The organism is Streptomyces sp. NPDC051183 (assembly GCF_040682455.1).
Lineage (GTDB): Bacteria > Actinomycetota > Actinomycetes > Streptomycetales > Streptomycetaceae > Streptomyces.
Genome location: NZ_JBFBBA010000026.1, coordinates 57,252 through 71,251, shown reverse-complemented (window position 1 = coordinate 71,251; position 14,000 = coordinate 57,252). Strand labels below are relative to the sequence as shown.

Here is a 14,000-nt window from a genome sequence, read left to right as displayed (position 1 = left end):
CACTTTCGCGCTCACATGCCGGCCGGCCGTCAGACCTGCACGAGGCGTTCGCCGCCGGCCTCGGCCAGGCTCTCCGGCCCGGCCATCAGGATGGAGCGCTGCAACCGCCGCAGTCCGGCGGAGGGCTCCAGCCCGAGTTCTCGTACGAGGGTGGCGCGCAGTCGCTGGTAGACGTCCAGGGCCTCGCCGCGGCGCCCGGAGCGGTGCAGGGCGAGCATGAACTGCCCGTGCAGGTTCTCGTGGGTGCGGTAGCGGCTCACCAGCACGGTCAGCTCGGCCAGCAGCTCGCGGTGGCGCCCCAGACGCAAGTCCGCCTCGATCCGCTGGTCCAGAGCGCACAGCCGGGTCTCCTCCAGCCGCAGCGTCTCCATGTCCAGCTGGACCCCGCCCTGTACATCGGCGAAGGCCGAGCCGGACCAGAGCGCCAGGGCCTCGCGCAGTAAGCGCGCGGCGCCGGGGAAGTCCCCGGCGTCCATGGCCCGGTAGCCGCTGCCGGCCAGGCGGTCGAACTCCCGCACGTCCAGCGTGCCTCCGCCGCTGTTCAGCAGATAGCCGCCGGGCAGCGTGACGAGCACGTCCTTGGCGGTCCGCACGGGGGGCTCGGTGTCCTCCGCGCTTCTCTCGCCCGCCTCCAGCGCGGTCGCGATGAGCGCGCGCAGCTGGAGGACGTACGTCTGGAGCGTGGTGCGGGCGCTGCGAGGCGGTTCATCGCCCCACAGCTCCTCTATGAGCGCCGCCACGGGCACCACCTGGTCGGCGTGCAGGGCAAGCAGCGCCAGGACCTGCCGGGGCTTGGGGGCGGTCGGCGCGATGGAGATCCCGTTCTCCCGCACAGCCAGTGCGCCCAGTACTTCGATATTCACGCCGTACTCCCCTGTCCTGGATGAGTCACAACGTCAGTAGAAAACAGGACGAGCGGTTTGTCAATATGAAACCGATCCGGCTGTTCTGGAGCCCAGCCATACCCCAACCTCACTCAAGAAACGGCTCTGAGCTGCGACTTCACGCGCCCTCGGGTGCCCCAAACCGACCCAGCACGCCTCAATCCCACCTCAACACGGGACACAGGGCGAGTGCGAGAGACCCTGATAAGAGACCGCACGGTCGGTACAGTGTGCAACTCGGGGCTTGCGGACGACCCGTGCCACCGGACCCATGAAAGGCGCCCCGCCTCAACCGGAGACGGGGCGCACAGGGACATCGCCGGGAACACCCGGCAGTTCAGGGGCGGGCCGGCTCCAGCTTGCCCGCATCGCCAGCCCCTTCGGCCTCATCGGCCTCTTCCGCCGCATCTGCGTTCAGCAGCGCCATCTCCGCGAGCACCCGGCGCCCGCGGTCCTCGGTGATGTCGAGCCGGCCGAGGGTCGCCGGGGTCGCGATGCCGGGGAGAACGTGCTGGTAGAGGTCGGCCACCCGCTCCTCGATGTCCGAGCGGTCGGTGAGGGTCTGCGAGTAGATCTGCACACCCGTCCAGCTGGCGGAGAGCACCCAGGCCGTCTCGGCGGGATCCACGTGCGGCAGGAGTTCACCCTGCCCCTTCGCCTCGCTCAACAGCATCCGGGTGAGGTCGATCCACTCCGGCACCGCGCCGCCGCCGAAGACCTCCCGCATCTCCGGGCCGAGCGAGAGCCGGGCCCCGGCACTGAGCATCGGCTCGTGCTTCATCCGGTACGCCAGCACCATCGCGACGTCCACGAGCTCCTGCAGCTTGCTGTCGCGGGAAGGTACGCCGCCCTCGCCGATCTGCGCGTCGAGCACGCCCTGGGCCAGCTCCCGCTTCGAGGCGAAGTGGAAGTACAGGGCCCCCTTGGTGACGCCCGCACGGGAAAGGATGTCCGCGATGGTGGCGGCGTCATAGCCGCGCTCGTCGAAGACGGCCGCCGCGGCATCCAAGATCGCGCGGCGCGTACGGACTGCACGCTCCTGTCGCACCACGAGTGCCTCCGATGTCCAGGGAATCGTACCGGCGGATTCGTATACAAGACCCGCCGCTCGACAGAAACCAACCAGAAGGTCCGTATTTTATCAAGCCACTCTCTGCTGCGACTTGATCGAGTCTCCCACTTCTTCACCTGGTCACCCACACACCCCCTCCCCCCGACGCCCCGGATCTACACCCTTTGCGCCGGTCCGCGACAGGCTGCGGTTAGAGGTTGACGCTCTGCTCAAAAATACCACCCATACGGTTTTTAACTCGCTCTTTCTGCCCCGCGTCACGGAAGGCGTCCCAGCGGCCGCCGACTGCGGACCGGGCGCCCGCCCGCCCGACGCCCGCTCAACGATGGCTTGAATTCCCCTCACCGAATCCGGCGCAGCAACACCCCACCGGACCGGGGCATATGACCGGAAGACCGGCTCTCACTTGGGGCTCGCGGTTCGCACCGCCCCGCCTATACGGGGACCGGAACGCCGCTGGTGGGGGTGGTCCGCAGGCCGACATGTGACACAAAGAGCCCGCCATGCACGTCACAAGGACACGATTTGAGCACCTTGAAACAAAACCGGAGAGTACGTATCTTGCGAGGCGCGTGCGCCACTTGTCCCATCAGTCGAACTGGCTCTGCGGGGAGAGTTCCATGACCATGCTGACGATCCGGAAGAACGCGCCCGCCCTTCCTCTTCCGAGGACGGGAGACCCATGGGCGCGGTGCAACGTCGTACCGGGGTTGACCACCACGGTGCCCAGGGAGTACGTCCACCGCAGCTCGCTCGCGGAGGTCTTCCTGACGGGGTGCGACGAGGCGGGGCCGGACCTGTTCCGCCTCACGGGGCAGTGGCCCCGTGCCCACACCTTCTTCACCAGTGCCGATGGCATCAGCCACGACCCGGTGCAGGCGGGCGAGACCGTAAGACAAGTGGGGCTCTACCTGTGCCACGCCGTGTACGGGGTGCCGCTCGGCTACAACGTGCTGCTCTGGAGCCTGGACTTCGAGACCCAGCCCGAGCAGCTGCGCATCGGCCGCGGCCCCAGTGACCTCCAGATCACGGCCGTGTGCAACGACTTCGCCTGGAAGGGCAACCGCTTCTCCGGGTTCCTCGAAGTCGACATACACCGCGACGGCGAACTCACCGCCACTGGCAATGCCCGCTTCACCTTCGTCCACCCGAACACCTACGACAGGCTGCGCGGCGACCGCGGCACGATCGGCTTAGAGAAGGCGCTGGCACGTCGTACGCCCGTGGCCGCTGCCTCCGCGGGCAGGGTGCTGCCTTTCGACGTCGTCCTTGCGCCCGCCGAACGGCCGGGGCGGTGGGAACTCAGCGCGGACCTCAACCACCCCATCCTCTTCGAGCACGCCAACGACCACGTTCCCGGCATGGTGCTCGTCGAGGCCGCCCGCCAGGCGGCCTACGGAATGCACCCGGCCGACACCTTCACCCCCACGGCCGTGTCCACGGAGTTCCTCAACTACGTCGAGCTGGACTCGCCGTGCTGGGTGGACGCGAACGTCACCGGCCCCGGCCGGGTGGAGGTCGTCGGCCGCCAGGGAGGCGCCGCCGCCTTCCGGGCCACGGTGACCGGTACGGTCGCCTGACGCTCCAGACCGGCCCGTCCGGCCCTGCCCGTCCTGCCTTGCCCGTCGCCCCGACCCCACACGGGGAGACGTGCGCGAGGCCCCTCAGCCCTGTTGGCCCTGGTACTCCCGGTACCAGGCGCTGTAGCGTCCGAACTCCACGGAGAACCCCGGCCCGGGAGATGCCGTGAGCTGGTTCCACAGGCGCTGGCTGTCGTACCAGTGGTCCACCGCCAGGAACGACACCCGCCTTCGCAGCACCGGATCCCCCCGCCCGCCGAGCAGTTCCAAGGCACCGGCCATGTCCACGTCGTCCGTCGGCAGTGCCGTGAGCCCGAGCTCCCGTACGACCGTCTCCACGAGTTCCCGCACGCTGACCGGTTCGGGGTGACCGGCGTGCAGCACCTGCCCCGCGCCACCCACGTTGTGCCGGACGGCGAGTTCCGCCAATGCGCCGGCCAGGGCGTCCACCGAGACCATGGACGTCCTGGCCCGGCCGCCGTTCACCCAGTACGGAACCCGCTCCAGCAGGCGCACCAGCGAGGGCACCACCCAGCGGTCGCCCCGCCCGTACACCAGATGGGGCCGCAGGACCGTTCCGCCGGCCGCCAGCACGAGGCGCTCGCCGGCCAGCCGGGTCACACTCGTCACCGACTCCGGCTCCTCGGCGAGTTCACCTTCCCGCGCACCGCGATGGGCACCCTCCTGGTAGACGGCCGCCGTCCCCAGCTGGACGGTCCGCCGCACCCCGGACCGCACCGCTTCGGCCAGCAACGCCCGGGTCCCCTCCACGTTGACCGCCCGGCACTGCTCCTCGGTGCCGCTGATCCGGGCGGCCAAATGCAGCACGGTGTCGACGCCCTCGCACAGCCCGCGCAGCGACTCGGGCCGCGTCAGATCCCCTCGTACGACCTCCGCTCCGGGCACGTCGGCCTCGTGCGCGAGCGCCCGCACGGGCACCCCGGACCGGACCAGCCGCTCCACCACACCAGACCCGACGAACCCGGCCCCACCCGTTACCAATACCCTGTGACTCGTCATGGCATTGATCATTACACCGTGTTACTGTCTCGCGATGACGCTGGAGACAGACAAGTGAAACTTCTTTCGGGAAAATCGGCACTGATCACCGGAGCGAGCTCCGGCATCGGGGCGGCCGCCGCCCGCGTGTTCTGCCGCGAAGGCGCCGCGCTGACACTCCTGGCCCGCCGTGAGCGCGAACTGGCCGCGCTCACTGAGGAACTGCGCGCCGACGGACATCAAGTGCAGTACGTAGTCGCCGATGTAAACGACACCGAGGCCGTGGCCCGCGCGGTCGCAACGGCGGTCTCCGCGTTTGGACGACTGGACGCGGCCTTCAACAACGCGGGCATCGGCACGGAGCCCAAGCCGCTGCATCTCCTCGGCGAGGACGCCTACGACAGCGTCATGGACACCAACGTGCGCGGCGTCTGGAACTGCCTGCGCCACGAGATCCGCGCCATGCTGGCCACCGGCGGCGGCTCGATCGTCAACAACAGCAGCACCGCCGGCCTGGTGGCTACGCCGGTGGCAGCCTCCTACATCGCGTCGAAGCACGCGGTCGTGGGCCTGACGAAGGCTGCCGCCAGCGAGTACGCGGCCCAAAACATCCGGGTCAACGTCCTGGCCACCGGATCCACGCGCAGCGAGATGATCGACGAGTGGCTCAAGGAGCATCCGGAGATGGAGGAAATCCTCCTCCAGTCGGCCCTCCTCCCCCGCATCGCGGCCCCCGACGAGATCGCCGAAGCCGCCGCCTGGCTCTGCAGCGACCGCTCCTCCTTCGTCGTCGGTGCGACCGTGCCCGTGGACGGCGGCTGGACCGTCCGCTGATCGGGGCAGCAGCCTTGTCGCGGTGTTAACGGCGTTAACACCCCGGGCTCGCGCGGTGGTCGAGCGTTAACGGCGTTAACGCCGTTAACGGTCCGGGACTTCGGCGAGCCGGTACGGGGCCGCCGTGCGGCGGACCGTCGGGGCCGTCAGGGCGGTGGTGGTCAGGGCCATCATGACGAGCACGGTGAACAGCCGCGGGCCGATCACGCCGAGGCCGAGGCCGATGTTCAGCACCACCAGCTCCGTCACGCCCCGGCAGTTCATCAGCGCCCCGAGCGTCACCGCTTCCCGTACCGGGCGCCCCGCCAGCAGCGCCGCCCCGGTGCCCGCGCCCCACTTCGCGGCGACCGCCACCGCCAGGACCGCCGCCGCCCAGAGCCAGCCGGCCGCGTCCGCGCCCAGCAGCCCGATGTCCGTCCGCAGCCCGCTCCCGACGAAGAACAGCGGCAGCAGCACCGGCGCGGCGAACTCCCGCATCCGCTCGGCCGCCCGCCGGGCCGGCTCCGAGTCCCTCGGCACCACCGCGCCGAACAGGAAGGCACCGAACAGCGCGTGGACCCCGATGGCATCGGTCGCCCAGGCCGCCAGGCAGACTCCGGCGAACAGCCCGGCCACCCCGCCGGGGGCGCCCCACCGCGCGAGCAGCGGCCCTACGCCCCACCACATCGCGGCCAGGAACGCCGCGGCCGCGGCCACCGTCAGCAGCACCCGCTCGGCCCCGCCGTCACCGGCGACCGCGACGACCACCGCCAGCAGGCACCACGCCACCACGTCGGCCACCGCCGCGCAGGCCATGGCCAGTGCCCCGACCGGTGTGGCGTACAGGCCCTCCTCGGTGAGGATCCGCGCGAGCACGGGGAACGCGGTCAGGCTCAGCGCCACCGCCACGAACAGCACGAACTCCGTCCGGCCCACCCCGGCGGGTGCGAAGGACCCGTACATCGCGAGCGCCAGCAGCGCCCCGAGTCCCAGCGGTACGGCCACGGTCGCCTGGCTCACCAGGACCACGGCCCGGCCGCTGCCCCGCAGCAGCCCGAGGTCGAGCTCCAGTCCCACCAGGAACATGAAGACGACGAGCCCTACGTTCCCCAACACCCCCAGGTACGCCACCACCTCGCCCGGCAGCAGCCACCGCTCCCCCGCCGGCCAGAGCCACCCGAGCAGCGTCGGCCCGAGCAGGATGCCCACCGCGATCTCCCCGACGACGGCCGTCTGCCCGAGGCCGCGCATCACCGCGGCGCCCGCCCGGCACGCGAGGACGACCACCGCGGCGGCCATCAGCACCCCCGGCAGGGGGTCGCGCAACGCCCCGATCGCCACGGACATCATGGGCGTCACCCTCCCCCGGGCGGGCGGATCCGGAAACGGGCCGGGCGCACACTTCCGGGGGTCGCTCGCCCCCTGCGCCCCGCCCGTCTCCTACGCCCCGGCAGCCCGTCGGGCCACCAGGAGGCCGAGTCCGTCAAGGATGCGGTCCAGCCCGAATCCCAGGGCCTGGTCCTGCCCCCCGTCGGCGGCGACCGAAGCCAGCGCGGCGGTGAGCGCCGGGTAGCGCTCGCCGTGCACCCGCATCACCTCGCCGAGCGCCGTCGCCAACTGCGCGTCGGGGCCCTCGACCGGTCCACCGCCCCGGCCGGCACCGCCCCCGCCGGCACCGCCGCCTCCCCCGCCCATGGCCCGCTCCTGCTCGACGATCCCCCGGACGTGCCCGGACAGCAGCACCACCGCGTCGATCGCCTCGGCCCCGCTCAGCCCGCACCCGTCCAGCGCGGACAGGGCCCGCTCCATCCACCCGGTCTCCCGCGGCCCCATCACCCGCGCCCCGACCGTCGCCTCCAGGAGCCACGGGTGGGCGCGGAACCCCGCGTACAGTTCCCGGGCCCAGAGCGCGAGCCGCTCGCGCCAGCCCTCCCCCGCCGCGTCCAGGGCGGGCGGTTCCGGGACGGCCGCCTCCACCATCAGCGAGACCAGTTCGGCCTTGCCGGGGACGTACCGGTACAGCGCCATCTTCGTGACCGCCAGTTCCCCGGCCACCGCCTGCATCGATACGCCGGCCAGCCCCTCGGCGTCGGCGATCCGGACCCCGGCTCCGGCGATACCCTCCAGCGTGAGCCCGCGCCTGGGTCCGCGCGCGGGGGTGACCGGCGGCCCCCAGAGCAGCCGCACGGCCGCGCCCCACTGCTCGTCCGTCATCGGATCCCTCACTCTTCCCGCCCGTCCCACCAAACTGTGTCGACCGTACACGTTAACGGCGTTAACGCCGTTAATGATCCACTTCCCCGAAAGTACCGATCGGCTGGTTTCCCCAAGAAGTTGCGGGCTACATAGACCTCGAACGGGACACAGAGAACAGCCAGCCTGACGCCTGGACGCCCGGTCACACACCCACGAGGAGCGGGCACATGGCAAGGACCAGGCAGACACGCGCGGAGAACACCCGGCAGGCGATCCTCGACAGCGCGGCGAGCGCCTTCGACCGGGCCGGCTTCGCCGCCACCAGCCTCAGCGACGTGGTCCGGGACGCCGGCGTCACCAAGGGCGCCCTGTACTTCCACTTCCCCTCCAAGGAAGCGCTCGCCCGCGCCCTGCTGGAGGAGCAGCACCGGGTCTCCCAGGCAGTGACCGCCGTCCGGGAGCCGGGCCTCCAGACGGTCATCGACCTCACGCACCGGACGGCCTTCGGGCTGCGCACCGACGTCCGGATCCGCGCCGGGATCCGTCTGGTCATCGAGCTCCGCTCCGCCACGGACCCGGACCCGAGCCCGTACGACGGCTGGATCGACACCTGCCACCGCTGTCTGACGCCGGCCCAGGAGCGGGGCGAGTTGCTGCCCTCGCTCGACGTGTACGACCTCTCGACGATGATCGTCGGCGCGTTCGCCGGCATCCAGGTCGCCTCGCAGGCGCGCACCCACCGCGCGGATCTGCACGCGCGCGTCGTCGACCTGTGGAACTTCCTGCTCCCGGGCATGGTGCCCGCCGGCCACATCTCCCTGTTCGACCCCGCGGGTTCGCCCGGGTGCCGGGCCGAGCTGGGTCTGGCGGCGCTGGACTCCCCGCCGGTCCCGGTCGGCTGACGGCGGGTCCGGGGGAGGATCCGCCGGGGATCCACACCACTTCGTTAGCAAAACTCAAGCGTGGTGCCCACATCCACCGGCGAACGTTAGTAAAGTCCCTCTCATGACTTCGCCCTCGTCTCAGAGCGACCGAGAGAAGGTCGTCTCCAAACTCCCCCCGTGGCTGCGCCAGGAGTTGAAGATCCGCACCGCCCAACTGCGGGTGGACATCCAGGACGCCGTCCACCAGGGCATCGCCCACTGGAGCGCGCTCGCCTCTTCCCCCTCCCCCGTCGACACCTCCGGCGCCGAGTCCTTCTCCACCTGGCTCCCCGCCGGGCAGTGGGAGTCCTTCCGCGCCGATTCCAAGGACCGCGGGGTCTCCCTCATCCAGGGTCTCGCCCAAGCCGTCCGCCTCTGGCTGGAGATGAACCCGGCTCCCACGGTCAAGCGGCCGTCCGTCGTCCGCCGCATCGTCGTGTGCAACCAGAAGGGCGGAGTCGGCAAGACCGCCATCACCGCCGGTACCGCCGAGGCCCTCGCCGAGGACCCCGCCAGCCTCCACCCCGTCCGCGTCGCCCGCCAGCTCGCCCGGCTCTCGGCGGCCGAAGCCGCGGGCGCCGCCGCCGGCACCGGCACCGACGGCGACGCGGGGGACTCCCACGGCACGGAGCAGCGCCTCGCCGAGGTCGTCCCCCTGGACCTGGAGGACCTCCCGGGCCTCGGGATGCGCGTACTGATCGTCGACTTCGACCCGCAGGGCCACCTCACCAAGCAGCTCGGCCACCAGCCGCTGCCCATCGGCGGCGACAGCCTCACCTGCCACATGGCCGGCGAGGCCAAGGGCCCCCTGGCCGACCTGATCGTGCCCGTCGCGGACGAGCGCTTCGGCGACCGGCTGCACATCCTGCCCGCGTGCACGGACGCGTTCCTCCTCGACGTCCGCCTCTCCACGGTGCGCGCCCGCGAGGCCGCGCTGGAGCGGGCCCTGTCCCCCGTCGAGTCCGACTACGACGTCATCCTCATCGACTGCCCGCCGAGCCTGGGCCTGAGCATGGACGCGGCCATCTACTACGGGCGCCGCCGCGACACCGAACAGCCGGGCGCCTCGGGCGCGCTGATCGTCGTACAGGCGGAGGACTCCTCGGCCGACGCGTACGACCTCCTCACCTCTCAGATCAACGATCTGCGCGACGACCTCAGCCTGGAGATCGACTACCTCGGGCTCGTCGTGAACCTCTACGACGGCCGGCGCGGGTACATCGCGACCTCCTCGCTCCAGGCCTGGATGGACATAAAGGATCCGCGCGTCGTGGCCGTCGTACCCGACCTGAAGGAACAGCGCGAGGCCGTCCGCGTGAAGCAGCCGCTGTTCGTCTACGCACCCAAGGGCGACCAGGCGATCGCGCTGCGCGCCCTCGCAAGGGAGATCTCATGAGCAAGGCCGACAAACTCGGAGTCTCGGCTTCCTTCGCCCGGGCCCAGCCGGCCGGGGTCAGCTCGCGCCGCGCGGCCATCGCGGAGGCCACCGGCGCCCCGACCTCCGGGGTGGTGCCGCCGTCGGAGGTGCCGATCGAGGCGCTGGCCCACAACCCGTTCAACCTCCGCGAGGAGCTCACCGAGCTGGAGGAGATGGCGCAGTCCCTCTCGGTCCGCGGCCAGCTCCAGCCCCTCGCCGTGGCCACCCGGATGGCCTTCATGGAGGCCCACCCGGGACAGACCGACGGCCTGGGCCGCGCCCCGTACGTGGTCATCGACGGCAACCGGCGGCTCGCCGCAGCCCAGCTGGCCGGGCTGAAGACGATGCACATCCACGTGAACGACTCCCTGGCCACCTCGGCGGCCGACATCCTGGAGTCGGCGCTGATCGCCAACATCCACCGGGTCGACGTGGCGCCGATGGACCAGGCGCGGGCCCTTCAGGAGCTGGTCGACGTGCACGGCTCGCAGGCGCAGGTCGCCAAGCGGCTGGGCAAGACGGCGGCGTGGGTCTCGCAGCGGCTGACCCTCCTTCACCTGACCCCGGAGCTCCAGGACAAGGTGGAGACGGGCGAGCTCAAGGTGGAGCCGGCCCGGCGGATCGGGCGCCTCCCCCAGGGCGAGCAGGCGGCCGCGGCGGAGGAGACCATTAACGCCGTTAATCCCCCGCGCCAGCGCACGCGCCCGACGGCGGGGCCGGCGGCCGGGGCATCGGCGAGCGTCAACGGCGTTAACGGCGTTAACGGCGTTAATGATCGCGAGGACCGGCCGGCCCCCGCGCCCCGCCGGATCACGATCGCGGTGGACTCCCCCGAGACCATCGCGGACGCCCTGACCGCACACCTCACGCCCGACGACCTGAAGGCCGTCACCGAGCTGCTGCTGACCCGGATCTGAGACCGGATCGGCGGCCGCACCCACGACGGGGGCGCTGACGGCATTAACGCCGTTAACGCCCCCACGTGTGTTTCATGTGCGTTCTGAGGTGCGCTTCGCATAGGCTGCGACCGGAGGTACCGATGCTCAACGCACACGAGAACGAACAGACCAGCCTCTTCGCGGCGGTGGACGCACTGCTCGCGGAGGCCGCGGCGAAGGACGCCCTCCCGCACCCGGACGAGCGCAAGCGGCTGCGCGAGGCGGCGGGGCTGAGCCAGGACCAGATCGCCAAGGCGCTGTCCGTCCGCCGTGAGACGGTCACCTCCTGGGAGACGGGCCGGACCGCTCCCCGCCCTCCCAAGCGCGCGGCCTACGCCCGCCTCCTGGAGGGCCTCTCGGACCTCCACCCGGCCGACGCCGCCAACGGCGTTAACGGCGTTAACGGCGTTAACGGCGTTAACGGCGTTAACGCCTCCGATGCCTCCGATGCCGCCGACGGCCCCGCCCCGGACGAGACCGCGAAGTCGATCATTAACGCCGTTAATGCCGTTAACGCCGTTAACGCCCCGACCCCGGACGAGGCTCCGGAGCCGGCTCCGCAAACGATCATTAACGGCGTTAACGCCCCCGCCTCGGACGAGACTCCGGAACCCGCTCCACAAACGATCATTAACGGCGTTAACGCCGCCGCTCCGGACGGGCCCCCGGAACAGGGCACGAAGTCGATCATTAACGCCGTTAACGCTCCGGCCCCGGCACCCGCCCCGGCACCCGCCCCGGCGCGGCCCAAGAAGTCGATCATTAACGGCGTTAACGCCGTTAACGCCCCCGCCCGGCAACCCGCCCCCCGGACCACCCGGACCACCCCCCTGGAAGGGAACGGCCCGCTCGCCGTGCTCGACGGCGCCGGCCGCGCCCACGCCGCCGGCGGGGTGGTCCTGGAGTACCCCGCCGCCGGTCTCCCCGCCCTCATCTCCTGGGCCCTCGGCCCCGACGCCGACCTCCGCTCCCCCCGCCTGCACCGCAACGGCAAGGACGGCGACCCCCTCCTCGTCCTCACCCCCGAGGCCACCGAGGCGCTCGGCCTCCCCCTGGTCCTGGAGGACCGCCGCGGCCTGCGCCTCCCCGACGACCACCCCGTCGTCCGGCAGCTCGCCAAGGCCAAGTGGCAGCTGACCCGCCGCGGCTTCGGCCCGTGGGCCCGCGTCTACCGCCCGGCCACCCCCACCACCGGCCGCCAGTGCGTCCAGCTCGCGGTACTGCCCTGGGGCGCCCTCGACCCCCGCGCCTGGGGTGAGGACACGGCGGGACTGCCCGCCCCGGACCTCGCCGAGCTGCTCACCTCGTACGCCGCCCGGGTGCTCACCCCCCGCGGCTCGACGGCGGTCTCGGGCCTGGAGCTGATGACCTCCCTGCGTCCGCCCACCCGCGCCGCCCGCGACGAGGCGACCGGCACCTGGGTCTCGGCCCCCGTCGCCGGCTCCCTCACCCGCCCCGTCGACCCCGCTCCCCCGGAGGCCCCCGACGAGCACCCGGTGGTCGCGGCCCTCTACCCCCGCGCCCACCAGCGCACCCCGGACCAGGTCCTCGACGAGGAGGCGTACGACTGGATCCGCGATCCGCAGCTCCTGAGCGACGCCGAGTGCACCCGTACCCACGCGGTCGGCATCGACGTGAACATGGCCTTCGCCGCCGCGGCCAACCGCCTCGTCGTCGGCATCGGCCCCGCCGTCCACACCGATCGTCCGCGCTTCGACCCCAAGATCCCCGGCTGCTGGCTGGCGGACCTCTCGGACCTCGAACTCGACCCGCGGCTGCCCAGCCCCTTCACCCCGCACGGCCGGGCCCCGGACGGCCCCGCCTGGTACGCGACCCCCACCCTCGCCTACGCCCAGGAGCTCGGCCACCCCGTCCAGCCGGCCGAGGCCTGGCTGCGCCCGGACCACGGGCCGTACCTCGACGCCTGGTACACCCGCCTGCGCGACGCGTACATGGCCACGATGGCGGAGCTCGGCGTGCACCCCGGCCTCACCGAGCCCGAGTTCCTCACCGCGATGGCGCACCACAAGGAGCACGACCCGGCCCAGGCCGCGGTGCTCTCCGCGATCAAGTCCACCGTCAAGGGCGGCATCGGCAAGCTCCGCGAACGGCCGCAGGGCGCCGGCTACCGTCCGGGCGAACCCTGGCCCGCCCTCGAACGCCCCACCTGGCGGCCCGACATCCGGGCGGCGGTCATCGCCACGGCCCGCGTCAACATGCACCGCAAGATGCGCAAGCTGGCCGAGGCGGGGGAGTACCCCATCGCCGTCCTCTCCGACTGCGCGGTCTACCTGTCCGACGGGCCCAGCCCGCTCGACTTCCTGCCCCGCACCCCCGACGGCAAGCCGCTGCCCGGCGGCTTCCGCCTCGGCGTCAGCCCCGGCATGGTCAAGCACGAGGGCACCCAGCCCCTGCTCTGGGCCGTGCAGCTGCTCGACGAACGCCACAACCCCGCCCGGCACGTCAAGGGCCACGACGCCGCGGCCGACGGAGAGTAGCCACCAACCATGCCCGAGATCAGCGACAGCCTCGACCGCGCCGACGAGCAGCACTTCACCCGCCCGATCCCCAAGTCCGCGGGCGCCCAGGTGCGTTTCCTGGTGAAGCAGCTCAAGTCCACCAAGGCCGTGGCGGAGCTCCTCGCCATTTCCCAGCGCACGGTCGAGCGCTATGTGAAGGACCAGATCAAGCAGCCCAAGCCGGCACTCGCCACCCGTCTGGCGACCGAGGTGCGCCGCCGCTGGCAGCCGCTGGTGCGCAAGCGGGCCCGCGCCAAGGCGGCGAAGACCACCGGCTTGGTCATCGAGACCCGGGCCCGGTTCGGTTTCAGCGCCGCGCCCGGCACCACCGACGACGGCCGGATGCGCCGGATCACCCAGCACCTGCCGGCGGACTACGCCGAGCGGCTCTTCGCCGCGCAGGCGGCCGGTGCCGCCGAGAGCCGGCTGCGGCAGATCGCCGCCGAGGGGCTCCAGGAGATCTACTTCAAGGACCACGGCGCCCGCGCCCAGGGGCTCCTCGTGGAGTTCACCGACATCGACTACGTCGACTTCACTTTCTAGGCTTTACTCCCGAATCCGACAAAAGCGACCCACAGAACCGGGGTCGTACGGGCCGATCTCCCACCTCCGTATGGGATATGACTCTGGATCACCCGATAGGCCGTCAGGCGGCCGTA

12 protein-coding genes are annotated in these 14,000 nt (G+C 71.6%); 7 read left to right on the top strand and 5 right to left on the bottom strand.

All coding sequences use genetic code 11. The annotated features are described in order from the left end of the window. Positions 1-29: 29 nt before the first annotated feature. Both AB0M99_RS22970 and AB0M99_RS22965 read right to left on the bottom strand, forming a co-directional pair. Positions 30-863: an AfsR/SARP family transcriptional regulator gene (locus tag AB0M99_RS22970; RefSeq protein WP_365923246.1), complete on the bottom strand. Its 834-nt coding sequence runs from the start codon at positions 861-863 to the stop codon at positions 30-32. 358 nt (positions 864-1,221) lie between these two features. Then, a complete protein-coding gene (locus tag AB0M99_RS22965) occupies positions 1,222-1,935 on the bottom strand; it encodes a ScbR family autoregulator-binding transcription factor (RefSeq protein WP_365923244.1) in 714 nt (237 codons plus the stop codon). Positions 1,936-2,576: 641 nt separating this feature from the next. Here AB0M99_RS22965 and AB0M99_RS22960 point away from each other — a divergent pair. Continuing rightward, a complete protein-coding gene (locus AB0M99_RS22960; RefSeq protein ID WP_365923242.1) occupies positions 2,577-3,536 on the top strand; it encodes a ScbA/BarX family gamma-butyrolactone biosynthesis protein in 960 nt (319 codons plus the stop codon). 84 nt (positions 3,537-3,620) lie between these two features. Here the strand turns inward: AB0M99_RS22960 and AB0M99_RS22955 are convergent, their stop codons facing one another. Then, a complete protein-coding gene (locus tag AB0M99_RS22955; RefSeq protein ID WP_365923240.1) occupies positions 3,621-4,556 on the bottom strand; it encodes an NAD-dependent epimerase/dehydratase family protein in 936 nt (311 codons plus the stop codon). 54 nt (positions 4,557-4,610) lie between these two features. On the opposite strand from AB0M99_RS22955, the gene AB0M99_RS22950 reads away from it, so the two are divergent. After that, the gene (locus tag AB0M99_RS22950) at positions 4,611-5,369 is read left to right on the top strand and encodes a glucose 1-dehydrogenase (RefSeq protein ID WP_365923238.1); all 759 of its coding nucleotides are present in this window, start codon (positions 4,611-4,613) and stop codon (positions 5,367-5,369) included. 84 nt (positions 5,370-5,453) lie between these two features. On the opposite strand, the gene AB0M99_RS22945 is transcribed toward AB0M99_RS22950, so the two are convergent. After that, positions 5,454-6,698, bottom strand: a complete 1,245-nt coding sequence (locus AB0M99_RS22945; protein WP_365923236.1) for a cation:proton antiporter — start codon at positions 6,696-6,698, stop codon at positions 5,454-5,456. Between the two features lie 90 nt (positions 6,699-6,788). Continuing rightward, a complete protein-coding gene (locus tag AB0M99_RS22940; RefSeq protein WP_365923234.1) occupies positions 6,789-7,562 on the bottom strand; it encodes a TetR/AcrR family transcriptional regulator C-terminal domain-containing protein in 774 nt (257 codons plus the stop codon). Between the two features lie 209 nt (positions 7,563-7,771). On the opposite strand from AB0M99_RS22940, the gene AB0M99_RS22935 reads away from it, so the two are divergent. The 5 genes from AB0M99_RS22935 (at position 7,772) to AB0M99_RS22915 (ending at position 13,884) form a co-directional block, all read left to right on the top strand. Then, positions 7,772-8,446, top strand: coding sequence for a ScbR family autoregulator-binding transcription factor (locus AB0M99_RS22935; protein ID WP_365923232.1), 675 nt, complete (start codon positions 7,772-7,774; stop codon positions 8,444-8,446). Between the two features lie 103 nt (positions 8,447-8,549). Then, the gene (locus AB0M99_RS22930) at positions 8,550-9,863 is read left to right on the top strand and encodes a ParA family protein (protein ID WP_365923230.1); all 1,314 of its coding nucleotides are present in this window, start codon (positions 8,550-8,552) and stop codon (positions 9,861-9,863) included. After that, positions 9,860-10,801: a ParB/RepB/Spo0J family partition protein gene (locus tag AB0M99_RS22925; RefSeq protein WP_365923228.1), complete on the top strand. Its 942-nt coding sequence runs from the start codon at positions 9,860-9,862 to the stop codon at positions 10,799-10,801. The genes AB0M99_RS22930 and AB0M99_RS22925 overlap by 4 nt, the downstream gene beginning before the upstream one ends. Before the next feature lie 122 nt (positions 10,802-10,923). Beyond that, on the top strand, positions 10,924-13,320 hold the full coding sequence (locus AB0M99_RS22920; RefSeq protein WP_365923226.1) for a helix-turn-helix transcriptional regulator: 2,397 nt from the start codon (positions 10,924-10,926) through the stop codon (positions 13,318-13,320). A 9-nt stretch (positions 13,321-13,329) separates the two neighbouring features. After that, positions 13,330-13,884, top strand: coding sequence for an XRE family transcriptional regulator (locus AB0M99_RS22915; protein ID WP_365923224.1), 555 nt, complete (start codon positions 13,330-13,332; stop codon positions 13,882-13,884). The last annotated feature ends 116 nt before the right edge of the window (positions 13,885-14,000 follow it).

Coding starts and splice junctions, on each gene's coding strand:
- AB0M99_RS22960 (WP_365923242.1), top strand. CDS start 2,577: ATGACCATGCTGACGATCCGGAAGAACGCGCCCGCCCTTCCTCTTCCG.
- AB0M99_RS22955 (WP_365923240.1), bottom strand. CDS start 4,556: ATGACGAGTCACAGGGTATTGGTAACGGGTGGGGCCGGGTTCGTCGGG.
- AB0M99_RS22945 (WP_365923236.1), bottom strand. CDS start 6,698: ATGATGTCCGTGGCGATCGGGGCGTTGCGCGACCCCCTGCCGGGGGTG.
- AB0M99_RS22940 (WP_365923234.1), bottom strand. CDS start 7,562: ATGACGGACGAGCAGTGGGGCGCGGCCGTGCGGCTGCTCTGGGGGCCG.
- AB0M99_RS22935 (WP_365923232.1), top strand. CDS start 7,772: ATGGCAAGGACCAGGCAGACACGCGCGGAGAACACCCGGCAGGCGATC.
- AB0M99_RS22930 (WP_365923230.1), top strand. CDS start 8,550: ATGACTTCGCCCTCGTCTCAGAGCGACCGAGAGAAGGTCGTCTCCAAA.
- AB0M99_RS22925 (WP_365923228.1), top strand. CDS start 9,860: ATGAGCAAGGCCGACAAACTCGGAGTCTCGGCTTCCTTCGCCCGGGCC.
- AB0M99_RS22920 (WP_365923226.1), top strand. CDS start 10,924: ATGCTCAACGCACACGAGAACGAACAGACCAGCCTCTTCGCGGCGGTG.
- AB0M99_RS22915 (WP_365923224.1), top strand. CDS start 13,330: ATGCCCGAGATCAGCGACAGCCTCGACCGCGCCGACGAGCAGCACTTC.